Origin of the sequence: Mangrovimonas sp. ST2L15, from assembly GCF_001280515.1 — a bacterium.
Classification (GTDB): domain Bacteria; phylum Bacteroidota; class Bacteroidia; order Flavobacteriales; family Flavobacteriaceae; genus Mangrovimonas; species Mangrovimonas futianensis.
Window position 1 is genome coordinate 79482 of record NZ_LBIQ01000030.1, and the last position, 23804, is coordinate 103285.

A 23804-nucleotide genomic window follows, 5' to 3' on the forward strand; every position below is an offset into this window, starting at 1 on the left:
CCTAGAGTAATTTCGGGATTTAGTTTAGCATCTAAATGGCTAAGGCATCTTTTTAAAGTACCACTTAACCATTGCTAATTCAACAGAACGTAAACTATTTACAAAAAATGGCAAACGCAGACGTAAAAGAGTTATTAAAAGCAGGTGTTCACTTTGGACACTTAACTCGCAAATGGGATCCAAACATGGCTCCTTACGTGTATATGGAGCGTAATGGCATCCATATCATTAACCTTTACAAAACAGCAGCTAAAATTGATGAGGCTTCTGAGGCATTGAGCAAAATTGCTGCTTCAGGTCGTAAAATTTTATTTGTTGCTACTAAAAAGCAAGCAAAAGATATCGTAGCTGAAAAAGCTGGAGGAATCAACATGCCTTACATCACTGAAAGATGGCCAGGTGGAATGTTGACCAACTTTGTAACTATCAGAAAAGCTGTGAAGAAAATGGCTTCTATTGATAGAATGAAAAAAGACGGTACTTTCGCTTCTCTTTCTAAAAAAGAGAAATTACAAATTGATCGTCAAAGAGCTAAACTAGAAAAGAACTTAGGTTCTATTAGCGACATGACCCGTATTCCAGGAGCATTATTTGTGGTGGACATTAAGCGTGAGCACATCGCGATTAAAGAAGCACAAAAATTAAACATTCCAATCTTCGCGATGGTGGATACAAACTCTGATCCACGTCAAGTTGATTACGTAATTCCATCAAATGATGATGCTACTAAATCAATTGAAAAAATCTTAACCTATGTAACAGAAGCTATTTCTGGAGGTTTAGCAGAACGTAAAGCTGAGAAAGATTCTTCTAAAGCTGATAAGCCTGCAAAAGCTGCAAAGAAAAAAGCAGTTTCAGAGGAAGAAGAATAAACTAAACATAATCATTACATAACATTAAACAAGTCGTTTAGTTTGTTTCTTTACTGAACATCAACTAAACGACTTTTTTTAAAATACATAGACTATGAGTACTACAGTAAAAGTAACAGCTGCAGAAGTAAATAAACTAAGACAAGCTACTGGTGCAGGTATGATGGACTGCAAGAAAGCTTTAGTTGAGGCTGAAGGTGACTTTGATAAAGCCATTGATGTATTACGTAAAAAAGGACAAAAAGTAGCTGAGAAAAGAGCAGATAGAGATTCTTCTGAAGGAGCTGCTGTTGCTAAAATCAATGCAGACCAAACTGCTGGTGTTGCTATTGTTTTAGGTTGTGAAACTGATTTCGTTGGTAAAAATGAAAACTTTTTAGCGTTAGCTAACGAGTTTGCTGAGCTAGCTTTGAATTATGACTCAAAAGAAGCCTTTTTAGCAGCAGACTTTGGTGGAATGACCGTGGCTGATAAATTAGTTGAGCAAACTGGTGTTATCGGTGAAAAACTAGATATTACTTCTTTCGAGAAATTAGAAGCTGCTTATGTAGGTTCTTATGTTCATATCAATAAAATTGCTGCTTTAGTAGGAATCACTGCTAAAGTTGACAATGCTGATGTTTTAGTGAAAGATGTTGCAATGCAAGTAGCCTCTATGGGAGCAACTACTTTATCTTACAAAGATTTTGATCCTGCATTCGTTGCTTCAGAAACTGAAGCTAGAATTGCTGTTATTGAAAAAGATAATGAAGAATTAGCTCGTTTAGGAAAAACATTGAAAAATGTTCCTAAATACATTTCTATGGCGCAATTAACTCCTGAAGTATTGGCTCAAGCTGAAGCAGATGCTAAAGCGGAATTGGCTGCTGAAGGAAAACCAGAACAAATCTGGGATAGAATTTTACCAGGTAAAATGGAGCGTTTCATTTCTGACAACACAACTCTTGACCAAGAGAAATGTTTGTTAGATCAGAAATTCATCAAAGATGAAAAGCAAACCGTTGCTGATTACGTTTCTTCATATGGTGATGTTGAAATCTCTGGATTTAAACGTGCTACAGTAGGATAATAAACGGTCCTGATAAGTCAGGTAACCAATAAATATAACCACCTTTCTTTTATTAGAATGGTGGTTTTTTTATTCATAAAACACAATTGATATAAATTCAAAAAAGAAAAAATTATGTAGTTTTGCTAAACTTTCAAAGTCAGCATGAAATACAAAAGAATTCTCTTAAAATTATCAGGTGAAGCCTTAATGGGCGGTCGCCAATATGGAATTGATCCAGAACGTTTAGCCGAATATGCAGAAGACATTAAAGCCATAACAGAGCTAGGTGTAGAAGTTGCCGTTGTTATAGGTGGTGGTAACATTTTTAGAGGTGTTGCAGGAGCCAGTAATGGTATGGATCGTGTGCAAGGAGACCATATGGGTATGTTGGCAACCATTATCAACGGGTTGGCCCTCCAAAGTGCTTTAGAAAATGCAGGTGTTGGAACCCGACTTCAAAGTGCCATTAAAATCAATGAGGTGGCAGAGCCATTTATTAGAAGACGTGCCATGAGACACCTTGAAAAAGGCCGTGTGGTCATTTTTGGTGGTGGTACAGGGAATCCTTATTTCACTACAGATTCAGCTGCTGTTTTAAGAGCTATTGAAATTGAAGCTGATGTGATTTTAAAGGGAACTCGTGTAGATGGTATATATACAGCCGACCCTGAAAAAGATTCCAATGCAGTTAAGTTTGATTACATTTCTTTTGATGAAGTCCTTAAGAAAGGTCTTAAAGTTATGGATACAACCGCTTTCACTCTAAGCCAAGAAAACGAATTACCTATCATTGTATTTGACATGAATAAAAAGGGGAATTTGTTGAAAGTAGTTTCAGGTGAAAAAGTTGGAACTAAGGTTAATTTATAATATCTTTTACATCAAGCTTTGGCTTGTTTTTTGTAGCTATCATTTAATTTTTAATTACAATATTCTATGAACGAAGAGATTGATTTCATTTTAGATACCACAAAAGAATCTATGGATAGTGCGCTTAAGCACTTAGAAAAACAACTCGTAAACATTCGTGCCGGTAAAGCAAGTCCTGCTATGCTAGGAAGTGTCATGGTTGATTATTATGGATCACAAACTCCTTTAAGCCAAGTGGCCAATGTCAATACTCCTGATGGTAGAACCATTTCAGTACAACCTTGGGAAAAATCCATGCTTCAAGAAATAGAAAAAGCCATCATGATTGCTAACTTAGGTTTCAATCCTATGAATAATGGCGACATGATCATCATTAATGTTCCACCTTTGACAGAGGAAAGAAGGAAAGATTTGGCTAAACAAGCAAAATCTGAAGCCGAAGATGCCAAGGTAGGAGTTAGAAATGCACGAAAAGATGCAAACAATGATTTAAAAAAGTTGGACGCTTCAGAAGATTTAAAGAAGAATGCAGAAATTGATGTACAAGAATTAACTGATAAATACGTTAAGCAAATAGACCAAATATTAGAAGTTAAGGAAAAAGAGATCATGACAGTATAAGAAAAAGCGACTTCTATAGGTCGCTTTTTAATTGCTATTATAAACCCACATACTATTAATGCTGAAGTACTGTGCCATTTTTTTCATTTTACTGTCCTTCCAATTTGCACAGTGCCAGATCAAAGGCGCTAAAGAACAAGACAGCATTAAATCCCAAAATGATTCTATAAGAAGATCCCAATTTCTTAAAAAATTAGGAAACGGTTATATAACACTCGGACAAGCCTTTGAAGTAGATATTAAATATCTATTCAAATACAACCAACATGAAGCCATACGAACTGGTTTTGGAGGTGTTACCAATGACGAGTTTTCAAAGCGCTATCATTTGGATGGTTATGGAGCTTATGGATTTGGAGATCAAAAATTTAAATATTCCTTAGGTGGTGGTTTTCGACTAGCCCCCAAAAGCAATACCTGGATTGATCTCTCCTATACCGATGATATTGAGGAGACGGGTAGTTCTACATTTTTAACAGACAAACGCTTTTTTACTTTTTTCCAACCCCGCCTTCTTAATATTGAGCTTTTTCATAGACATGTAACAAAATCTATTTCTATAAGCCATAAATTATCTCCTAAATTACTTTCTGAAGTAAAACTAGCAGTAAGCAATATCAATCCAACATACGATTACACCCTGCAGGTAGGCAATAAATCTTATCAAGATTTCGACTTAACGTTTTCCACTTTTTCATTCCAATGGAGTCCCTTTAGTATCTATGAGTTCAAGGATGACGTGTTAAAAGAGGTAAAAAACGGATATCCCAAATTCACGCTTCAATACACCCAAAACTTTAGAAATGTTTTTGCCAGTGAATTTGATTTTTCAAAAGTTGAATTTAGATCGGTCTATGTCCTGGAACATAAAAACAAGTCAAAAACAGGTGTCAATCTTTGGGCTGGGATAGCAAGAGGTGTTACACCCCTCACTCACATGTACCATGCCTACCCTAACAATATTAATAAAGGCAGTGTGATGAAACGATTTTCAGTAGCTGGCATTAATAGCTTTGAAACTATGTTTTTCAATGAATTCTTTTCCGACAAACTTTCAACTCTTCAAATCAAACACTATTTCAAACCTTTTGAAATCTCACCAAGATACCAACCACAATTGGTACTGATCAGTCGTTTTGCTCTGGGAAATATGTCAAACATAGAACGCCATCAAGGTTTTGAGTTTGACACATTAGATAAAGGGTATTCAGAAATAGGCCTTGAATTAAACAAAATACTCTTCCCATTTGGACTTAGTTTTGCATATAGATATGGGGCTTACCACTTACCTAATTTTGAGGACAATCTTGCTTTTAAATTCACTTTCAACCTAACTTTATAAGCAATTTAACTTAAGTAATCCACATGTTTTTAATACCTTTGCGGCTGTTTTATTTTATCTATGTTTAAACTGCTTACAAAAGGGTTTTGGGATGTTGTAGCCAGACTTATTCTTAGGAATAAAATCATTATCCTATTAGGTATTTTGGCAATTACAGTTTTCTTGGCATCTAAGTGGGAAAACATGAGATTTACCTATACTGAAGCCAATTTACTACCCAGTGACCATCCTGCAAATATTGAATACGACCATTTCTTAGATATTTTCGGAGAAGAGGGTAATTTAATCGTTCTTGGGATTAAAGATTCCACCTTTTTTTCTCAAGAAAAATTAAATGCCTGGAATGATCTATCTGATAAATTCAAGCAGTATGACGAGGTCGAATCGGTAGTGTCCATCAGAGACTTGCAAAAACTGGTCAAAAACACCGAGAAACAGAGCTTTGAGTTAGAACCTTTTATCAAAGACTCCCTTAAATCTCAACAGGAAGTCGCAGAATTAAAAGAAGACCTTTTCCACAAATATCCGTTTTATGATAACTTCCTGTTCAACACCAAAACACAGACCATCAGAACGGCTATTTATCTTAAAAAAGATATCGTAAATACCCCAATCAGAAAAGACTTTATCTTTAATATTCTTGAACCACAGATTGCTTCTTTTAAAAAAGACACGGGACTAAATGTTAGGGTTTCAGGAATGCCTTATGTTAGAACCTTAAATGCTCAAAACATTGTTGATGAAATAGGAGAGTTCATTGCGTTGGCCCTTGCCGTCACCTCCATGATTTTCTTTTTCTTTTTCAGGTCCTTTAGAGCCACGTTTATATCCCTATTTGTAGTCTGTATAGGTGTTATGTGGACCTTTGGTATTATTGGTCTTTTAAACTATGAGATTACGGTTTTAACGGCCTTGATTCCACCACTTATTATTGTTATAGGAATTCCTAATTGCATTTTCCTCATCAACAAATACCAGCATGAGGTTAAAAGCCACGGAAACAAAGTGAAATCTTTACAAAGAGTTATCACCAAAATTGGGAATGCTACGTTAATGACCAATGTTACTACAGCCAGTGGTTTTGCCACTTTTATATTGACAGAAAGTAATCTACTTAAGGAATTTGGTACTGTAGCGTCCTTGAGTATTATAGGTATCTTCATTTTATGCCTTTTGATTATACCCATTATTTATACTTTTTTACCCTATCCAAAAGATCGTCACCTTGAACACCTAAATAGAAAATGGATAGGCGGGTTTGTGAACTGGATTGAGAAAATGGTTCGTGAAAGACGAATCACCATTTACATTGCTTCTGTAGTCCTTTTAATTGCCAGTATCATTGGAATATATCAAATAAGAATTTCAGGTAGCTTAATTGAAGACATGTCAAAAGATTCTCAATTTTTTAAAGACATTCAATTCTTTGAAACCGAGTTTGACGGTATTATGCCTTTAGAGATTCTTATAGACACGCAAAGGAAAAAAGGTGTCATGAAATTGAATACCTTAAAAAGAATGGAAGAATTGGAGGAGGTTATTGAAGAAACTCCAGAACTATCAAGGCCTATTTCTGTTGTAAGCCTAACCAAATATTTCAAGCAAGCTTATTACAATGGCAATCCAAAATATTATCAATTGCCGTCATCGCAAGAAAATAGCTTTATTCTGAGTTACGTAAAAAATACCTCGACCAACGATAACACTTTAATCAATACCTTGATGGATAGCACGGGGCAATATGCCAGAATTACAACCTTCATGAAAGACATTGGTACTGATAAGATGGAAAAGATTGAAGAAAACTTGGAAACGAGAATTCATAAAGTATTTCCAGATGACAGGTACAAAGTGTCCATCACCGGAAAAGCTCTAGTCTTTCAAAAAGGAACTAAATACCTGGTTAAAAATCTAGCTATTTCATTAACCTTAGCCATCGTTTTAATTTCAATTTTCATGGCCTTTATGTTTAGGTCCTTTAGAATGATTATTGTATCACTTGTTCCTAATATTTTGCCATTGGTAATTACTGCAGGAATTATGGGATTCATAGGTGTTCCTATCAAACCTTCAACCATTTTGGTTTTTAGTATCGCCTTCGGAATTTCCGTAGACGACACCATCCACTTTTTAGCAAAATATAGACAAGAACTACAATTCTATAATTGGAAAATCAGAAAATCAGTTTACGCTGCCTTACGAGAAACGGGGGTTAGTATGTTTTATACCTCTATTGTTCTGTTCTTTGGATTTTCGGTATTCACAGTTTCCAGTTTTGGGGGAACAGTGGCATTGGGAGCGTTAGTTTCTACGACTCTTTTATTTGCGATGTTATCCAATTTACTATTACTACCATCCTTATTACTAGGTTTGGAACGAAACATAGCCAATAAGGAAGTTTTAAAGGAACCTGTTATCGATATTTTAAGTGAAAACGATGAGGAGGTTCAAGAATTAGAGGAAAATCACCAAAAATAACCTTCATTAAAATTCTATAAAGAATTAAATTTACACATTAAATTACGAATTAAATGAAAGCAAGTACTGTTTCAGAATTATTAAAAAGCGATAAAAAGCTTCACGACATTGAGATTAAAGGATGGGTTAGAACTTTTAGAGCCAATAGGTTTATTGCTCTAAATGATGGTTCAACCATAAATAATATTCAATGCGTTGTTGATTTTGAAAATACTGATGAAGCAATTTTAAAACGTATTACAACTGGTGCAGCAGTTCACATTAAAGGGGAATTGGTAGAAAGCCAAGGAAAAGGTCAGTCTGTAGAAGTTCAAGTGAAATCTATAGAAATATTAGGTGATTCTGACCCCGAGGAATACCCTATCCAACCTAAAAAGCACACGTTTGAATTCTTACGTGAAAATGCCCATTTAAGAACAAGAACCAATACGTTTAGCGCGGTAATGCGTCTACGTTCGTCTTTGTCTTTTGCCATCCATAAATATTTCAATGAAAATGGCTTCTATTATATGCACACACCTATAATTACAGGAAGTGATGCAGAAGGTGCTGGAGAAATGTTCCGTGTGAGCTCATTGGATGCTAAAAACCCACCTTTAAATGAAGATGGAACTGTAAATTACAAAGAGGATTTCTTTGGGAAAGAGACCAATTTGACGGTTTCTGGACAGTTGGAAGCTGAAACCTATGCCATGTCACTTGGTAAGGTCTACACCTTTGGCCCTACTTTTAGAGCCGAAAACTCTAATACATCACGTCACCTAGCTGAATTCTGGATGATTGAACCAGAGGTAGCTTTTATGGACTTAGATGGCAACATGGATTTGGCAGAGGATTTTCTTAAATATACCATCAACTATCTATTAAAGAACAACCGTGAAGACTTGGAATTTCTTGAAAGCAGATTGTTGGAAGAAGAAAAAACGAAGCCTCAAAATGAACGTAGCAGCATGAGTTTGATTGAAAAATTGAACTTTGTTGTCGATAATAATTTTAAAAGGGTAAGCTATACGGAGGCTATAGATATTTTAAGAAATAGCAAACCAAACAAAAAGAAAAAATTCAAATATCTTATTGATGAATGGGGTGCAGACCTGCAAAGTGAGCACGAACGATTTTTAGTGGAAAAACACTTTAATTGCCCAGTAATTTTGTTTGATTACCCAGCTAACATCAAAGCGTTTTACATGCGATTGAATGAAGATGGTAAAACCGTTAGAGCTATGGATATTCTATTCCCAGGAATTGGGGAAATTGTAGGTGGCTCTCAACGTGAAGAACGCTTGGAAGTTTTACAAGAAAAAATGGCGCAACTAGATATTCCAGAAGAAGAATTATGGTGGTACTTAGATTTGAGAAAATATGGAACCGCTGTGCATTCTGGTTTTGGCCTAGGTTTTGAAAGATTGGTTATGTTTACAACGGGTATGACAAACATTAGAGATGTGATTCCTTACCCAAGAACACCTCAAAACGCCGAATTTTAATTAAAAACATTTAATATTTTCATAAAACAATCTACCACACACCATTGGTAGGTTGTTTTTTTTTATTTTTATAAGAAACCAAATCACATCAATGCTTAAACAACATTTACAGTTTAAACTATCTCAGAAGTTATCTCCTCAACAAATTCAATTGATGAAGTTAATTCAATTGCCAACCTTGGCTTTTGAACAAAAATTGAAACAGGAAATAGAGGAAAACCCTGCCTTGGATACAGGTAGAGAAAAGACCAATGAAGATGATTATGACAATTATGATGATAGTTATGAAGACCCTGATTACAATGACAATGACAGCATAAACGCAGAGGATATTAATGTAGATGAATATTTAAGCGATGATGAAATTCCAGATTACAGAACACGCTCAAATAATTACAGCAGTGATGATGAGGAAAAAAATGTGCCTTATGCAGCTGGAACTTCCTTTACACAACACCTAAAAAACCAATTAAGCACCTTTATTCTAGATGAGGAAGAGGAAGAAATTGCTGAATTTTTGGTTGGCAGTATTGATGAAAGTGGTTATATCAGAAGATCATTAACCGAAATAATGGATGATTTGGCCTTCACCCAGAACATTTTCACCTCGGAGAAAAAAATAGGTGAGGTTTTTAAAATAGTTCATCAACTAGATCCTTCTGGGGTTGGCGCCAGAAATTTACAGGAATGTTTGAGTATCCAGCTACACCGTAAGGACAAGTCTGAAAGTACTGATTTAGCAATCAAAATAATAGATGACGCCTTTGAGCAATTCACAAAAAAGCACTATAAAAAGTTAATTCAAAAATTTGACATTACCGAGGAGCAATTAAAAGCTGCAATTGAGGAAATAGAGCATTTAAATCCCAAACCTGGTGGCTCCTATTCTGGTAACAACCGTATCGTGGAACATGTAATTCCCGACTTTTCAATCAAAATTGCTGATGGAGAGTTGGAGCTATCCCTCAATGGAAGAAACGCTCCAGAACTGCATGTATCTAAAGAATACAATGACATGCTTAAAGGTTATAAGGAGTCCAAAGAAAAATCGAAATCCCAAAAGGATGCGGTTCTGTTTATAAAACAAAAGTTGGACGCTGCCAAATGGTTTATAGAAGCTGTTAGACAACGTCAACAGACCTTATTTGTAACCATGAGCGCTATTATGCATTACCAAAAGGAATATTTTTTGACTGGAGATGAAAGGAAATTAAAGCCAATGATCCTGAAAGATATTGCTGATGAAATTGAAATGGATGTTTCTACCGTATCCAGGGTAGCTAATAGTAAATATGTTGACACACCCTATGGGACCAAGTTAATTAAGGAATTTTTCTCTGAATCCATGAAAAACGATCAAGGAGAGGATGTCTCTACTCGAGAAATCAAAAAAATCTTGGAAACAGTTATAGATGAAGAAAACAAAAAGAAACCTTTAACTGATGATGCTTTAGCTAAAATATTAAAGGAAAAGGGCTATCCTATAGCTAGAAGAACTGTGGCTAAATATCGAGAGCAATTAGATATTCCTGTGGCCAGGTTACGGAAAAAAATATGATCAACCAACTCATCAAAAGCATATCATTTATATTCCACCCCATTCTTATGCCCATGCTTGGAGTGGTGTTTTATTTTTCCAAGACACCTAGATTCATCCCTGGTGAAATTGTTCAAGCCAAAGTATTTTCAATACTTATTCTAACCATCGTTTTACCCATTCTAACGTACTATCTACTTAAAACCATAGGTAGGACTAGATCAATCTATATGAATGAGCCAAAAGAGCGTATAATACCTCTTTTTTTAAATTGTTTGATTGTACTTTTAATTATTTTAAAGGTTTTTCCCTCAGCTGAAGTTATAGAGCTTTATTATTTCTTTATTGGCGTCTTGATTTCTACATTCTGTTGCCTAATATTAGCTTTTTTTGACTTTAAAGCCAGCATCCATATGATAGCTGTTTCTGGCGTTTATATGTTCTTTATTGCATTAAGCATGCATTTCAGTATAAACATCAATGGAACCTTAGCTTTAATGGCGATACTTACAGGAGCCATTGCTTCTTCACGCCTACAATTTAAAGCCCATACCTATATTGAATTGTTAATTGGTATTCTTATCGGGGTTATACCTCAATTGACTTTGATTACATATTGGCTATAAAATGTAAAACATCAGACCCAATTTGACAGAGTACATATCTAAATTTTCATTCCCAACCATAGTTCCTTCTTTGAAAATAGGATTGAGACCAAAACAAGCATGAAAATTCCAAACGCTATATCCAGCGCTTAAGGTAACAGCATATTGTAAATCATTGATATTATCAATATTCTTGAGTCTAAAATCTCCATAGCCACCTTTATGTTTAGACAAATTAGCAAATTGATATCCAACTTTAAATCCGGGATAAATTCGCCAAAATTTAGATTCAGTAGCCGTTGAAGTACGCCACCTAAATTCGATAGGTAATTCTATTAAATATAAATTGAATCGATTCTTACTATAGGAAATATTTTCTGTATCCAAGTTTAAAAATCCAATCTGGCTTCGTTCATCTTGGTAAACCAGAATATTACTATTGAAAGAATTCATAGAACCTCCAAGACCAATAGCCAAGGCTACATTACGACGTTGATTGATTGGAAAATCTCTCATAAAACCCAAATGTAACCCACTTGAAAACCCCGATTGGGCACCATTACTAGGTTTCCTAACCAAAGCATTGTAAGTAATCCCCAAATAAAATTGATCCTCCCGATACTTTGAATCAACAATAGAGTCTTCCTTATGAACAGGAATTTCTTCGTTTTGACCAAAAGCCATTGAGTTAAAAACAAATAGAAAAATAAAGGAATAATAATATTTCATGGGTTCCCCAATTCTAAAGTTAAAAATAAAACAAAAGGCGTATTGATTTCTCAAAACGCCTTTTGTTTTTATAAAATTAAGAGTAAAATTACCTATTCAAGCTTGCCAAGGCATCGCCATTGATCGTTGTATAGTTAATTTTTAATGCATTAGCTTTACGTAGTTCTTGTTTTATGTCGGTTACAAGTCCCATGTTAGCCTCTCTATCAACTTTAAGAGCAGTTGTTAAAAAAGGAACTAATTCCTCTCTTTTGGATGCTCTCTCAGCCGCTATAAAAGCTTGTATTTCTGATACATCAGCAAATTTATCATTTAACTGAATTCTTGGTTCAGTACCATATTTATCCTTGTAAGAAGAACTAGGTTTACCCACGTAAATATACATCACCAAGTCTTTTTTATCCAGTTTCTCAACTTGATCAGCAGCTGGCAATCTGTTTTCTATCATCAAGGTGTTTTCTCTCATCACGGTAGCAACCATGAAAAAGAAAAGCAACATGAAAACGATATCAGGCAATGATGCTGTTGAAATAGCTGGTAAATCTCCTGACTTTTTCTTTTTAAATTTAGACATTATCTCGTGTTTATCTAATTATACTTACGATTTCTTAGGCTCTGCTTCAGAGAATTTCTGAGGAATTAACAATTTAATTTTCTCAAGTTTTTCTTTTAGACGCTCTTTGTCTTCTTCTGAAGTTCTAGGATCGTTATACATCTTTTCTGCTTCAACAAAGTTAACACCTAAATTAGGATTGTCTCTTAAGAATTCTCTGTTTCTCAACTGATTATAGGCTGCTAATATCTCGTTTTGGACAGCAATGTAAGTCTCATATTTCGTTCCTCTATCATTTTGAAGAGAAATAATAGCCTTATCAAAATTGTCTGACGATCTAGGATTTTTCTTTCCTTGGCAACGTCTACAAGCATCATCGCCTGCACCTCCACCATTATCTAGAAAATCCACAGCTGCTTTTTGAAGATCTTTAAGCTTAATTACCTTTTCTTCTCCCCCAGTTTTTAAGAACAACTCATTGTTCTTATTCACATTCAATTGGAAGATATTCTTCTCCTTAATAACCGGAGGATCTACTACATCTTCCATTGGAGGTAACTTTCTACTTAAACCAGAATCGGTTTCAATGGTAGTAGTTACCAAGAAAAATATTAAAAGTAAGAAAGCAATGTCGGCCATAGAGCCTGCATTAACTTCTGGTGCTGCTCGTTTTGCCATAATTATCTACTTGTTATTTTTTTCACTCCAGAGAACAACATAGCAACGGCAGCAGTAACGATTAAGATATAAAAAGCTATCAAACCTGCTCCTACCATATGAGATTCTCCTTCACTTACAGCTTCACCACCATATAAATATGTTTTTGGATCACCTCCAGAAACCATATATGCAATGATCAATACAGCTGCAAAGATTCCTACTCCTATTAACGTATTTTTAAGCGTTGCCGTATTTGTAAAGAGGTTTTTTAACATAAAAACCACAACAAATACGATCGCTATCACCATAATGAAGTACGCAACATATGCAAATGGATCTACTATAGAGGTATCTCCCATTGCAGCTGCCGACTTGATCGCATCATCTCCTTCAGCAATAATTCTGACAAGGAAAATGAGCCCAAGTACTCCTAAAATGGCTGCTAGTATTTTTAAAATTTTATGTAACATGTTATGTTTTTTAAGCAGTTATTACTTTCTATTATGTCTAATCAACAAGTCCATTAAAGTAATTGACGCATCTTCCATGTCGTTAACGATGCTATCAATCTTAGCAATAATGTAGTTATAGAATATTTGAAGAATAATTGCTACGATCAAACCGAAAACGGTTGTCAATAAGGCTACTTTAATACCTCCCGCAACTAATGACGGTTGCATATCCCCAGCAGCTTCAATTTTATCGAATGCTTGAATCATACCAATTACCGTACCCATGAATCCTAACATCGGAGCCAAAGCGATAAATAATGAAATCCAAGAAACATTTTTCTCTAATTGTCCCATTTGAACACCTCCATAAGCCACAACAGCCTTTTCAGCAGCGTCTAAACCTTCATCAACTCTATCTAAACCTTGATAGTAGATTGAGGCAACAGGACCTTTTGTATTTCTACAAACCTCTTTAGCAGCTTCTACTCCTCCAGAATTCAGAGCGTCTTCTACTTCTGCTGTTAATTTTTTGGTGTTGGTTGTGGAAAGATTTAAAAAGATAATTCTCTCAATAGCTATAGCTAGACCAAGAATTAAACACAATAATACAATCCCCATAAATCCTGGGCCACCTTCTATAAAACGCTTTTTTAATTCTTGATGAAATGAAACTTTTTCTTCAGTTACCGAATCATCAGCATCGTCTTGAATAGGTGAAACAACTGTTGCAGCTGCAGTCATTGCAGTTGTCGTTGCATTAGCTTTTCCGATTGCCATAAAACACATAATGGCTAGGATAGAAAATAATCTTTTCATTGTTATTGTTCTTAATTTTATTAGTTAAAGTGTTAAAGATAAAAAAAAATGCGCTTATAAAACAAAAAAGTAGCAGAGAGGAAGGGATTCGAACCCTCGATACGCTTTTGGCGTATACACACTTTCCAGGCGTGCTCCTTCGACCACTCGGACACCTCTCTATTATTATGCTCTACAAAATAGCGTAGCAAATAACAAAAAAACTTTTGAAAGCTAAAAATTTTAGGAGTTAATTTTATGTGATTTCTCCGCGTAATGAGGCTTCAAACATGGTTTTGAATGAGTTAGAAGAAATCTTCTCACCTAGCATATACATTAGTTTTGCCACCGCAGCCTCTGATGTCATGTCTTTTCCAGAAATCACCCCTATTTGTTTTAACTCGGAACTGGTTTCATACTGCCCCATGTTAACACTTCCTCCAGGACACTGGGTTACATTAACCACTTGTACGCCTCTTTCTATGGCCTTTTTGAGGGCATTCACAAACCATTTTTCTGTTGTAGCGTTCCCAGCTCCATAAGTTTCCAAAACAATCCCCTTTATTGAAGGATGGTTGACCATGCACTCCAATATGGTATCACTAATTCCCGGAAACATTTTAACCAAAACTATATTGGTGTCGAAATGTTTGTGAACCAAAAGTTTTTCGTTAACATCTGGGACAAAAAGCGCCTCATGGTTTACTTTTAGATGAACACCAGACTCTGCTAAATTGGGATAATTAAAAGACTCAAAAGCCTCAAAATGCTCCGCATTAATTTTTGTGGTTCTGTTTCCTCTGTATAATTTGTATTCAAAATAGAGACCCACCTCTCTTACCACAGGTTGATTATTCTCCTGCAAAGAAGCCATTTGAATCGAAGTTATCAAATTCTCCTTGGCATCGGTTCTCAAATCTCCAATAGGCAACTGTGAACCAGTTAGTATAACTGGTTTAGCCAAATTTTCAAGCATAAAACTTAATGCGGATGCCGTATAACTCATAGTGTCACTTCCATGTAACACTACAAAGCCATCAAACCTATCGTAACTGGATTCAATTATTTCTGAAATTTGAACCCAAAACTTTGGATTCATATTGGAAGAGTCAATTGGCTCTTTAAAAGATAATGCTGTAATATCACAACTCAATAATCTTAACTCAGGTATACGTTTTAAAAGATTGGCAAAATCAAATGCCTTAAGCACACCTGATTTTGGATCTTTCATCATTCCTATGGTACCTCCCGTGTATATAAGCAGGATTTTAGGTTTTTGTTGCATATTAAATCTTAAAGACGTCTTTCGAATTTTGAGTTGTCATACGGGCAATTTCCTCTTCTGGCACACCATACAATTCGGATAGTTTTTCAAGCACTTTAACTATGTAAGCGCTTTCATTTCTTTTTCCTCGAAAAGGTTTCGGTGCCAGATAGGGAGAATCGGTTTCCAAAACTATATGTTTTAAATCAATTTTATTCAAAAACTGATCTATTTTACCATTTTTAAAAGTAACTACACCTCCTATACCTAATTTCATATTATAGGATAATGCTTTTTCTGCCTGATCTAAAGTGCCAGTGAAACAATGAAAAATACCAAATAATTGTTCATCGTTCTCTTCATCCAGTATTTCAAAGATTTCATCAAAAGCATCCCTACAATGAATAACAATGGGCAATTGATGCTTTTTGGCCAATTGAATTTGAAATTTAAAAGCCTCTTGTTGAATTCCTAAAGTTGATTGATCCCAATACAAATCAATTCCTATTTCACCGACAGCACAAAATTTTCGTTCCGATAGAAAAGATTCAACCAAGGCTAACTCTTCCTTGTAATTCTCTTTCACAGATGTTGGATGTAATCCCATCATTAAAAAAACATGATCGGGAAACATCCCTTCAAGTTCAAACATCGCTTTATTGTATGAAGAATCTATCGCTGGAATAAAAAACCTCTCAACTCCAAGATCCAATGCACGCTGAACCATTTCCTTCCTATCATCAATGAAAGCATCACTATAAAGATGTGTATGTGTATCTGTTATAATCATGCCGCAAAAATAGTCCTTTTACTTAAGTATATTTGCAAGAAAACTTTAAATGGAAAACAACCTCAGGGATTACCTTGTTGACAAAGGATATACAAAAATCAAGTTGCATCTCACCAAAACGAATCATTTTGAAATTAGAGCGAGTATCAATGGTGTAAAAGGTGTCTTTATTTTAGATACGGGAGCTTCCAATTCCTGTGTCGGGTTTGAGACAGCCGAAACCTTTAAGCTCAAAACCATGGAGTCTGAGATTAAAGCCGCAGGTGCAGGAGCCATTGACATGGAAACCCAATTATCAAAAAAGAATAAAATAAAGATAGGTAAGTGGAAAAAGGACAAAGTAGCATTGATCCTTTTTAATCTCACTCATGTCAATACAGCATTAGTAAATCACAATGCACAACCAGTAGATGGCATTCTCGGAGCTGATATTTTAAAAAAAGGAAAAGCAATCATTGACTATGATAAAAAATACCTGTATTTAAAATTGTAAAATTTTTCTTTCCTTAATTCCCGACAGTCAGTATCTTTACATTCCCCTGAAAGACTGATTTATGGAAACTTCTATCGTCATAGCCGATGACCACCCATTAATATTAAAGGGCCTTTTTGATTTCTTGGTAGAAAAAGGCTATAATGTTATAGATAGTGCTGAAAATGGAAAAGATGCGTTTGAACTTATCTCTTCCCAAAAACCAGATATCGCTATTTTAGATATTCAAATGCCTTATTTAACGGGATTACAGATTGCAGAAAAGTGTCAAGAACTACAATTACCCACTAAAATTATTTTAATTACGGTCGAAAAAGATGAATCCATATACCTAAAGGCCAAGGAATTAGATATTTACGGATATGTATTAAAGGAGTTTGCCCTAGCAGAAATTGAAATATGTATTGCTTCAGTACTAAATGATAAAGCCTACTTTAGTCCAGAACTCTTGTCTCATTTAGAGGTTGAACAGGTCCCCGAAGAATTGGAATCGCTCACAAAAACTGAAAAAGAAGTTTTAAAACATATCGCTCAAAATAAAACGGCTAAGGAAATTGCAGATATTATGTTTATCTCTGACAGAACCGTTGAAAAACATAAGAGCAACATGCTTAAGAAATTAAAATTAGAATCCAAACACACCACCTTAGCTCTATTTGCTAAAGAAATTGAACCCTTTTTAGACTAAAAATACGTAGTTCTACGTATTGTTTGGTATGTAATTTATTCCGAATTTTACAATGCTATTAATTAGTTCTTAGGGAGAATTAAGAGGCTCTGTCAACCAAAAGTTTTCAGGGCCTTTTTATTTATAAAAATTACGTATTTCTACGTATTGCATCATAGCGAAATAATAGCGAGCTTTACAAAGCTATTAATCGATTGCCTAATTAAGGGATTTTCAACGCCCTGTGCCACATGGCACAGGGTTCCTTAAATCTACAAAACCTATTTAAACCATGGAAAAAGAATCTAATTCTCTAAACAAATATTTGATCATTGGATTGATGGTTATAGTGTTAATTGTTATCTCAATCAACATCTTTGTAAATTTTTATTAGTTTTAGTTTTTCACGTTAAAAAAGAAAGGGCTTTCAGATATCTGAAAGCCCTTTTAATAAATCATATTGTATGCACTTAGCTTATAGCTCGAGTGCTTTCTTCACATCTCCATTCATTAAAAATTCCACAGGATTTTCCAAGGCTTCTTTAACCGCCACTAAGAATCCTACAGACTCCTTACCATCAATAATTCTATGATCATAAGATAGGGCTAAGTACATCATTGGGTGAATTTCAACTTTTCCGTCGACTGCAATAGGTCTTTCAATAATGTTATGCATTCCTAAAATGGCACTTTGAGGAGGATTAATGATTGGTGTTGACAACATACTTCCAAAAACCCCTCCATTTGAAATGGTAAAAGTTCCACCTGTCATTTCATCAACCGTTATTTGCCCATCACGAGCTCTAATTGCCAATCGTTTTACCTCAGCTTCTACACCTCTAAAAGTTAAATTCTCTGCGTTTCTAATAACAGGAACCATCAAACCTTTAGGGCCAGAAACAGCGATGCTAATATCACAAAAATCATAGCTCACCATTTCCTTTTCATCAATCATGGAATTAACCGCAGGATACATTTCCAAGGCTCTAACACACGCCAGAGTAAAAAACGACATAAACCCAAGTCCTACTCCATGTTTGCTCTTAAATTCTTCTTTATATTGGTTTCTAAGCTCAAAAATAGGTGTCATGTTTGCCTCATTGAACGTTGTCAACATGGCTGTCTCGTTTTTAGCAGAGACCAATCTCTCAGCTACTTTACGACGTAACATAGACAACTTAGAACGAGATTCTCCACGAGTTCCTCCTGTTGGGGTTCCCATGGATACCTTGGCATTAATTGCATCTTCCTTAGTCACCCTTCCATCTTTACCTGTTCCAGTTACTTGAGAAGCTTCCATCCCTTTCTCAGCAAGAATCTTTTTAGCTGCAGGACTTGCAGATCCAGTAGCATAGGTACTTTTCTCTGCTACAGGCTCAGCTTTCTTCTCTTCAGCTTTAGGCTCTGCTGGTTTGCTCTCCTCTTTCTTTTCAGATCCACTTCCCTCTGGTTTTGCCGCGTTGGTGTCTATCAAACATACAACTTGGCCCACAGCAACAGCATCCCCTTCTTCAGCTTTTAAGGTAATAGTCCCACTGGCTTCTGCAGGAAGCTCCAGGGTGGCTTTATCACTATCTACTTCAGCAATGGCTTGATCTTTTTCTACATAGTCACCATCTTGTACTAGCCATTCAGCGATTTCAACTTCTGTAATGGATTCTCCTGGTGAAGGAACTTTCATTTCTAAAATCATTGGTCTATAATTTTATGTTTTGGGTATTATATCTTTTGGTTATCTTTTGTTTTATCAAAAACGTAATCTATGACTTCTTGATGACGTCTTTTTGATCTAGTCGAGCTTCCAGCTGCCGGAGCTCCATAAGCTCTTCTGCTGGCTACTCTAAAGGACCTTGCTTCATTAAAATGCATAAGTATAAAGCCATAAGCCCCCATATTTCTTGGTTCTTCTTGAGCCCAAACAACATCATCAACATGTCCATATTTACTAAGAACTTCTCTCATTTCTTCTGCAGGCAGAGGAAATAGCTGTTCAACTCTCACTAAGGCAACATCGCTTCTTCCTAACGTTTCTCTTTGTTCCAATAAATCATAATAAAATTTACCAGTAACAAAGACTAATGTTTTCACATCTTTTGTATTAACTGACTGATCATCAATTAACATCTCAAACTTGCCATTTGCAAATTCATCCGCAGTTGAGACACATTTAGGATGACGCAACAAACTTTTTGGAGTAAATACAATAAGAGGCTTTCTATAATTGGCCTTCACCTGTCTTCTTAGCAAGTGATACATGTTAGCTGGTGTTGTACAATCGGCTATAAACATGTTATCCTTAGCACATAACTGAAGGTAACGTTCCATTCTTGCTGAAGAGTGCTCTGCTCCCTGACCTTCATAGCCATGAGGCAGTAACATCACCACACCGTTTTGGGTTTTCCACTTATCTTCTCCAGAAGAAATATACTGGTCAATCACGATTTGAGCCCCATTACTAAAGTCTCCAAATTGTGCTTCCCAAACAGTTAAGGTATTTGGGCTTGCCATGGCATAACCGTATTCAAAGCCTAAGACCCCATACTCTGACAATAAGGAATTGTAAATAAAGAAACGTCCTTGATCTTTGCTTACATTGTTAAGCAATACCACTTCCTCTTCACTATCTTCAACTTTTACAACAGCATGACGGTGTGAGAATGTTCCTCTTTCTACATCCTGACCTGAAATTCTAACCTCATAGCCTTCTTCCAATAAAGTTCCGTAGGCTAAATGTTCTGCCATGGCCCAATCTAACCTATCCTCTTCGAACATGGTTTTTCTAGACTGAACCAACTTTTCAATTTTCCGGATGAATTTTTTATCTGATGGCAAAGTTGAAATAACATCAGCAATTCGTTCCAAACCAGATTTAGAGAACGTGGTGTCAACATTCTTCATCATGGTATCTTCCATGACTCTTTCTAGACCTTTCCATTCATCTTGCATAAATGGCGTAATGACGGTCTTTTCAATTTTTCTTGAATCCTCTAGATTCTCTTCTAATTTAGCTTTGTATTCCTCTTCTAGTTGCGATACATAATCAGCATCAATGACCCCTTCAGACATCAACCTTTCAGCATAGATATCTCGTGGATTTTGATGCTTAGAAATCAATTTATACAACTTAGGTTGTGTAAATCTTGGTTCATCTCCTTCATTATGTCCATATTTACGGTACCCTAGCAGGTCAATAAACACATCCTTTTTGAATGCCATTCTAAAATCCAAAGCAAATAAAGTAGCGTGAACTACGGCTTCAGCATCATCAGCATTCACGTGAAGCACCGGCGATAGGGTTACTTTACCTACATCTGTACAATAAGTACTTGAACGGGCATCCAAATAATTGGTTGTAAAACCAATCTGGTTATTTACTACAATATGAATGGTTCCATTGGTCTTATACCCATCCAATTGTGCCATTTGCACCACTTCATAAGCAATCCCTTGACCAGCAATAGCAGCATCTCCATGCACTACAATTGGCAATACTTTTGAAGGATTGTCTACATATTTATCATCTTGTTTTGCTCTTGCAATTCCTTCAACAACTGAAGCAACAGTTTCTAGGTGCGATGGATTGGGAGCAATGTTTAAATTGATTTCGTTCCCTTTAGAAGTAACCCTGTTACTGGTCCAACCAAGGTGGTATTTGACATCACCATCAAAGATTTCTTCTTCATAGTCCTTACCATCAAATTCACTGAAGATATCTTTTGCCGATTTCCCAAAAATATTGGTCAAGGTGCTTAAACGTCCACGGTGGGCCATACCCATTACAAACTCTTTCACACCATAATCAGCGGCCTGTTCAACCAAAGCATCCAATGCCGGAATTAAAGTTTCTCCTCCTTCCAACGAAAAACGTTTTTGCCCAACATATTTGGTATGCAGAAAGCTTTCAAATGAAACCGCTTCATTCAGTTTCTTTAAGATATGTTTCTTTCTTTCGGTTGAAAATTCTGGATGGTTATCGTTAATGTTAAGTTTATTCTGAATCCACTGAATATGCTCGGGAGTACGAATGTACATGTACTCAATCCCGATGGATTCACAGTAAATCTTATTTAAATGACGAAGAATCTCTCGAAGGTTCTGAGCTCCGATGCCTAAAATCTCTCCGGCATTAAAAACGGTGTCCAAATCAGCTTCGGTCAACCCAAAATTCTCTAATGCCAAAGTTGGCTCATATTTTCTTCTATCCCTAACCGGATTGGTTTTGGTAAATAAATGTCCACGAGTCCTGTAGCCATCAATCAACTTAACAACCTGAAACTCTTTTTGAACATGTTCTGGAATTTGGGCTGAAACCCCTTCCACGATCTCTCCGTTCATTCCATAGCTTTCACTCCCAAAATCATAACCTTGAAAAAAGGCTCTCCAGCTGGGTTCTATTGAATCGGGATTTTTTTGGTATTGTTCGTATAAATCAGCGAAAAATGCTGTATGTGCGGCGTTTAAAAAGGAATATTTATCCATTATTAATTTCTGCTTTCTAGCTTTTGGAAAATTTTGTCAAAAATACAACTTTTACCAAAATTAGATGCGGTTTTATTATATTTATGATAACTTTAATTCAAGTATTTACACCATGATGCCAACCTACAAACCATTTTCGCAAAAAACCATTTCTATATTTTGCTTTATCCTGTTAATCAGCACTTCCATTCAAGCACAAGAAAAAAAATCTGACTTTTGGAATCATGTGCGATTTGGGGGTGGTATCGGACTGAGTTTTGGAAACGAATTTTTTAGTGGCACCTTGGCTCCGAGCGCCCTTTATGACATCAATCCTTATGTTTCTGTTGGACTCGGACTGAACGGAACCTACAGCAGCAGAAAATACTATCACAAATCAACCATTTTTGGAGGCAGTGTCATAGGCATTTTCAATCCCATTCCACAACTTCAGATATCCACAGAATTTGAGCAATTAAACGTAAACAGGGATTGGGACAGTCGCTGGGGAATTGCCGATGAAAATTACTGGTATCCGGCCCTATTCCTTGGAGCCGGATTTAGAGCTCAAAACGTCACTGTGGGAATGCGCTTTGATGTGCTTTATGATAGCGACAAAAGCATTTATGCCCAATCTTGGATGCCGTTTGTAAGGGTTTATTTTTAGGAATATTGATTTCTTAACCACACCTTTTGCCACTCGCGTTGCAGAATCAAAAAGACCACATCCTCAGATAATTTTAAGGCATCCATTCCGTCTAATTGTTTGATCTTGGACTCTGATACATCTACAATATAGAGCAGATTAAGGTATTCGGCGAACCGTTCCTGAATCAGTTTGTAAATGGTTTCATGCAGGATTAACTTGAGGCTACTAGGCAAGATGTCTTGATCAAAATCCAAATCGATATTGGCATATAAAAAGTCCTTATTCAACTGTTTGACAAGCTTTGCATAAAGCTCCTTACCCTGAGCTTCTTCTATTAAATCATTAAAAGTTGCCGGAAGTACCATTATACCGTTCTGTTCATCAATTGTTCTCCAAAAGCTCGCAACAATTGTTTCTTGTCTGCTGAAATATCAAGATTGTCCAACATCGAGAATGCTTTTTCTGTATATTCTTTAATAGCCAATTTGGTGGCATCGGCAGATCCACTGTCAGCAAATATGGTTTTGACGGCTTCTATTTTTTCACCCGCATCGTTAGTTTTTGCCGAATAAAAACCTTGAAGCTGATTTCTACTATCGGAAGAAGCCATTTCCAATCCTTTTAAATACAGATAGGTCTTCTTATTCTCAATGATATCTCCTCCCACCTGTTTCCCAAAGGTTTTTGGGTCTCCAAAAGCATCCAAATAATCATCTTGCAATTGGAAAGCTACCCCAAGATTCTTTCCAAAATCATATATGCGATCTTGATCTTCTTTTGAAGCTTGAGCAACAATTGCTCCCATTTTCATGGCGGCACCAATCAGAACAGCCGTTTTATATTCGATCATTTTAAGGTATTCCGCAATGGTGACATCGTCTCGAGTTTCAAAATCGATGTCATATTGTTGACCCTCACAAACCTCTAAGGCCGTTTTGCTAAATAATTTGGCCAAGTCCTTAAATATTTCTGACTCATAATTTTCAAACAATTGATAAGCCAAAATTAACATAGCATCTCCAGAAAGGATTCCCGTATTGATATCCCATTTCTCATGAACGGTTTCATTTCCTCTTCTCAGCGGTGCATCATCCATAATATCATCGTGAATCAAGGAAAAATTATGAAACACTTCTATGCTTAATGCCGCATCAAGGGCTTTTTGGTGGTCTCCACTAAAAATATCTGAAGTCATTAAGGTTAAAACGGGCCTTAAGCGCTTTCCTCCTAAAGACAAAATATAATTGATGGGATTGTAGAGATTGGCGGGTTCTTTCTGAACTTTAAAGGTCTCCAAATAATTTAAAAATACCTCTTGGTAAAATGAAATTTGCTGCATGAAACAAAAATAGTTTAAATGCGGGAAGAAGGCAATATTAAAAAATTGTTAAAACTTAGGAAACTTTTTTTGTTTTAAAAGTTTCCTTGATT

23 protein-coding genes and 1 tRNA gene are annotated in these 23804 nt (G+C 35.9%); 12 read left to right on the forward strand and 12 right to left on the reverse strand.

Annotation, left to right across the window (positions count from 1 at the left end; translation table 11 throughout):
• Window positions 1-107 precede the first annotated feature (107 nt).
• The 9 genes from rpsB (at window position 108) to ZA07_RS04320 (ending at window position 10884) form a co-directional block, all read left to right on the forward strand.
• Window positions 108-872 (forward strand): 30S ribosomal protein S2, encoded by a 765-nt coding sequence (rpsB, locus tag ZA07_RS04280; protein WP_053970502.1) that lies wholly within the window; start codon window positions 108-110, stop codon window positions 870-872.
• A 94-nt stretch (window positions 873-966) separates the two neighbouring features.
• A complete protein-coding gene (gene tsf, locus ZA07_RS04285; RefSeq protein WP_053970503.1) occupies window positions 967-1941 on the forward strand; it encodes a translation elongation factor Ts in 975 nt (324 codons plus the stop codon).
• A gap of 144 nt (window positions 1942-2085) precedes the next feature.
• On the forward strand, window positions 2086-2793 hold the full coding sequence (gene pyrH / locus ZA07_RS04290) for a UMP kinase (RefSeq protein ID WP_053970504.1): 708 nt from the start codon (window positions 2086-2088) through the stop codon (window positions 2791-2793).
• 66 nt (window positions 2794-2859) lie between these two features.
• Window positions 2860-3414, forward strand: a complete 555-nt coding sequence (gene frr, locus ZA07_RS04295; protein WP_053970505.1) for a ribosome recycling factor — start codon at window positions 2860-2862, stop codon at window positions 3412-3414.
• A 58-nt stretch (window positions 3415-3472) separates the two neighbouring features.
• On the forward strand, window positions 3473-4756 hold the full coding sequence (locus ZA07_RS04300; protein WP_053970506.1) for a DUF5686 family protein: 1284 nt from the start codon (window positions 3473-3475) through the stop codon (window positions 4754-4756).
• A gap of 60 nt (window positions 4757-4816) precedes the next feature.
• Window positions 4817-7234 (forward strand): RND family transporter, encoded by a 2418-nt coding sequence (locus ZA07_RS04305; protein WP_053970507.1) that lies wholly within the window; start codon window positions 4817-4819, stop codon window positions 7232-7234.
• Window positions 7235-7287: 53 nt separating this feature from the next.
• A complete protein-coding gene (gene asnS, locus ZA07_RS04310) occupies window positions 7288-8721 on the forward strand; it encodes an asparagine--tRNA ligase (protein ID WP_053970508.1) in 1434 nt (477 codons plus the stop codon).
• A 91-nt stretch (window positions 8722-8812) separates the two neighbouring features.
• Entirely contained in the window at window positions 8813-10279 is a 1467-nt protein-coding gene (gene rpoN, locus ZA07_RS04315; RefSeq protein WP_053970509.1) for an RNA polymerase factor sigma-54, read from the forward strand.
• Entirely contained in the window at window positions 10276-10884 is a 609-nt protein-coding gene (locus ZA07_RS04320) for a hypothetical protein (protein ID WP_053970510.1), read from the forward strand. Before rpoN ends, ZA07_RS04320 begins: the two co-directional genes overlap by 4 nt.
• Here the strand turns inward: ZA07_RS04320 and ZA07_RS04325 are convergent.
• The 8 genes from ZA07_RS04325 to ZA07_RS04360 form a co-directional block, all read right to left on the reverse strand.
• On the reverse strand, window positions 10879-11592 hold the full coding sequence (locus ZA07_RS04325) for a porin family protein (protein ID WP_053970511.1): 714 nt from the start codon (window positions 11590-11592) through the stop codon (window positions 10879-10881). The genes ZA07_RS04320 and ZA07_RS04325 overlap by 6 nt on opposite strands.
• Before the next feature lie 88 nt (window positions 11593-11680).
• Window positions 11681-12166, reverse strand: coding sequence for a biopolymer transporter ExbD (locus tag ZA07_RS04330; RefSeq protein ID WP_053970512.1), 486 nt, complete (start codon window positions 12164-12166; stop codon window positions 11681-11683).
• Between the two features lie 24 nt (window positions 12167-12190).
• On the reverse strand, window positions 12191-12823 hold the full coding sequence (locus tag ZA07_RS04335; protein WP_053970513.1) for a biopolymer transporter ExbD: 633 nt from the start codon (window positions 12821-12823) through the stop codon (window positions 12191-12193).
• Between the two features lie 2 nt (window positions 12824-12825).
• Window positions 12826-13275, reverse strand: coding sequence for a hypothetical protein (locus ZA07_RS04340; RefSeq protein WP_053970514.1), 450 nt, complete (start codon window positions 13273-13275; stop codon window positions 12826-12828).
• 21 nt (window positions 13276-13296) lie between these two features.
• Window positions 13297-14073, reverse strand: a complete 777-nt coding sequence (locus ZA07_RS04345; protein ID WP_053970515.1) for a MotA/TolQ/ExbB proton channel family protein — start codon at window positions 14071-14073, stop codon at window positions 13297-13299.
• A 73-nt stretch (window positions 14074-14146) separates the two neighbouring features.
• Window positions 14147-14234: transfer RNA gene (locus ZA07_RS04350), tRNA-Ser, on the reverse strand.
• 74 nt (window positions 14235-14308) lie between these two features.
• Window positions 14309-15337 carry an asparaginase gene (locus tag ZA07_RS04355; RefSeq protein WP_053970516.1) on the reverse strand — a complete coding sequence of 343 codons (1029 nt, stop codon included), beginning with the start codon at window positions 15335-15337 and terminating at the stop codon, window positions 14309-14311.
• A 1-nt stretch (window position 15338) separates the two neighbouring features.
• The gene (locus tag ZA07_RS04360; RefSeq protein ID WP_053970517.1) at window positions 15339-16106 is read right to left on the reverse strand and encodes a TatD family hydrolase; all 768 of its coding nucleotides are present in this window, start codon (window positions 16104-16106) and stop codon (window positions 15339-15341) included.
• Window positions 16107-16155: 49 nt separating this feature from the next.
• On the opposite strand from ZA07_RS04360, the gene ZA07_RS04365 reads away from it, so the two are divergent.
• Window positions 16156-16599, forward strand: coding sequence for a TIGR02281 family clan AA aspartic protease (locus tag ZA07_RS04365; protein WP_053970518.1), 444 nt, complete (start codon window positions 16156-16158; stop codon window positions 16597-16599).
• 61 nt (window positions 16600-16660) lie between these two features.
• Window positions 16661-17287, forward strand: a complete 627-nt coding sequence (locus ZA07_RS04370) for a response regulator transcription factor (protein WP_053970519.1) — start codon at window positions 16661-16663, stop codon at window positions 17285-17287.
• A 454-nt stretch (window positions 17288-17741) separates the two neighbouring features.
• Here ZA07_RS04370 and odhB read toward each other — a convergent pair whose 3' ends face one another.
• Together odhB and ZA07_RS04380 are read right to left on the reverse strand one after the other, a co-directional pair.
• Complete coding sequence (gene odhB, locus ZA07_RS04375; RefSeq protein ID WP_053970520.1) at window positions 17742-18959, reverse strand: 2-oxoglutarate dehydrogenase complex dihydrolipoyllysine-residue succinyltransferase; 1218 nt, start codon at window positions 18957-18959, stop codon at window positions 17742-17744.
• A 26-nt stretch (window positions 18960-18985) separates the two neighbouring features.
• Window positions 18986-21745 (reverse strand): 2-oxoglutarate dehydrogenase E1 component, encoded by a 2760-nt coding sequence (locus ZA07_RS04380; RefSeq protein ID WP_053970521.1) that lies wholly within the window; start codon window positions 21743-21745, stop codon window positions 18986-18988.
• A gap of 64 nt (window positions 21746-21809) precedes the next feature.
• On the opposite strand from ZA07_RS04380, the gene ZA07_RS04385 reads away from it, so the two are divergent.
• Window positions 21810-22391 (forward strand): alpha-ketoglutarate decarboxylase, encoded by a 582-nt coding sequence (locus tag ZA07_RS04385; protein ID WP_231628628.1) that lies wholly within the window; start codon window positions 21810-21812, stop codon window positions 22389-22391.
• Here the strand turns inward: ZA07_RS04385 and ZA07_RS04390 are convergent.
• Window positions 22388-22738 carry a hypothetical protein gene (locus tag ZA07_RS04390; protein ID WP_053970522.1) on the reverse strand — a complete coding sequence of 117 codons (351 nt, stop codon included), beginning with the start codon at window positions 22736-22738 and terminating at the stop codon, window positions 22388-22390. The two genes, ZA07_RS04385 and ZA07_RS04390, sit on opposite strands and share 4 nt — an antisense overlap.
• The gene (locus tag ZA07_RS04395) at window positions 22738-23712 is read right to left on the reverse strand and encodes a polyprenyl synthetase family protein (protein WP_053970523.1); all 975 of its coding nucleotides are present in this window, start codon (window positions 23710-23712) and stop codon (window positions 22738-22740) included. The genes ZA07_RS04390 and ZA07_RS04395 overlap by 1 nt, the downstream gene beginning before the upstream one ends.
• Between the last annotated feature and the right edge of the window lie 92 nt (window positions 23713-23804).

Bases quoted from the DNA above. Each gene is read 5' to 3' on its own strand.
- ZA07_RS04320 (WP_053970510.1), top strand. From the start codon at position 10,276: ATGATCAACCAACTCATCAAAAGCATATCATTTATATTCCACCCCATT.
- rpoN (WP_053970509.1), top strand. From the start codon at position 8,813: ATGCTTAAACAACATTTACAGTTTAAACTATCTCAGAAGTTATCTCCT.
- ZA07_RS04305 (WP_053970507.1), top strand. From the start codon at position 4,817: ATGTTTAAACTGCTTACAAAAGGGTTTTGGGATGTTGTAGCCAGACTT.
- ZA07_RS04335 (WP_053970513.1), bottom strand. From the start codon at position 12,823: ATGGCAAAACGAGCAGCACCAGAAGTTAATGCAGGCTCTATGGCCGAC.
- ZA07_RS04330 (WP_053970512.1), bottom strand. From the start codon at position 12,166: ATGTCTAAATTTAAAAAGAAAAAGTCAGGAGATTTACCAGCTATTTCA.
- pyrH (WP_053970504.1), top strand. From the start codon at position 2,086: ATGAAATACAAAAGAATTCTCTTAAAATTATCAGGTGAAGCCTTAATG.
- ZA07_RS04360 (WP_053970517.1), bottom strand. From the start codon at position 16,106: ATGATTATAACAGATACACATACACATCTTTATAGTGATGCTTTCATT.
- odhB (WP_053970520.1), bottom strand. From the start codon at position 18,959: ATGATTTTAGAAATGAAAGTTCCTTCACCAGGAGAATCCATTACAGAA.
- ZA07_RS04390 (WP_053970522.1), bottom strand. From the start codon at position 22,738: ATGGTACTTCCGGCAACTTTTAATGATTTAATAGAAGAAGCTCAGGGT.
- asnS (WP_053970508.1), top strand. From the start codon at position 7,288: ATGAAAGCAAGTACTGTTTCAGAATTATTAAAAAGCGATAAAAAGCTT.
- rpsB (WP_053970502.1), top strand. From the start codon at position 108: ATGGCAAACGCAGACGTAAAAGAGTTATTAAAAGCAGGTGTTCACTTT.
- ZA07_RS04325 (WP_053970511.1), bottom strand. From the start codon at position 11,592: ATGAAATATTATTATTCCTTTATTTTTCTATTTGTTTTTAACTCAATG.
- frr (WP_053970505.1), top strand. From the start codon at position 2,860: ATGAACGAAGAGATTGATTTCATTTTAGATACCACAAAAGAATCTATG.
- tsf (WP_053970503.1), top strand. From the start codon at position 967: ATGAGTACTACAGTAAAAGTAACAGCTGCAGAAGTAAATAAACTAAGA.
- ZA07_RS04355 (WP_053970516.1), bottom strand. From the start codon at position 15,337: ATGCAACAAAAACCTAAAATCCTGCTTATATACACGGGAGGTACCATA.
- ZA07_RS04300 (WP_053970506.1), top strand. From the start codon at position 3,473: ATGCTGAAGTACTGTGCCATTTTTTTCATTTTACTGTCCTTCCAATTT.
- ZA07_RS04365 (WP_053970518.1), top strand. From the start codon at position 16,156: ATGGAAAACAACCTCAGGGATTACCTTGTTGACAAAGGATATACAAAA.
- ZA07_RS04380 (WP_053970521.1), bottom strand. From the start codon at position 21,745: ATGGATAAATATTCCTTTTTAAACGCCGCACATACAGCATTTTTCGCT.
- ZA07_RS04370 (WP_053970519.1), top strand. From the start codon at position 16,661: ATGGAAACTTCTATCGTCATAGCCGATGACCACCCATTAATATTAAAG.
- ZA07_RS04395 (WP_053970523.1), bottom strand. From the start codon at position 23,712: ATGCAGCAAATTTCATTTTACCAAGAGGTATTTTTAAATTATTTGGAG.
- ZA07_RS04340 (WP_053970514.1), bottom strand. From the start codon at position 13,275: ATGTTACATAAAATTTTAAAAATACTAGCAGCCATTTTAGGAGTACTT.
- ZA07_RS04345 (WP_053970515.1), bottom strand. From the start codon at position 14,073: ATGAAAAGATTATTTTCTATCCTAGCCATTATGTGTTTTATGGCAATC.
- ZA07_RS04385 (WP_231628628.1), top strand. From the start codon at position 21,810: ATGCGGTTTTATTATATTTATGATAACTTTAATTCAAGTATTTACACC.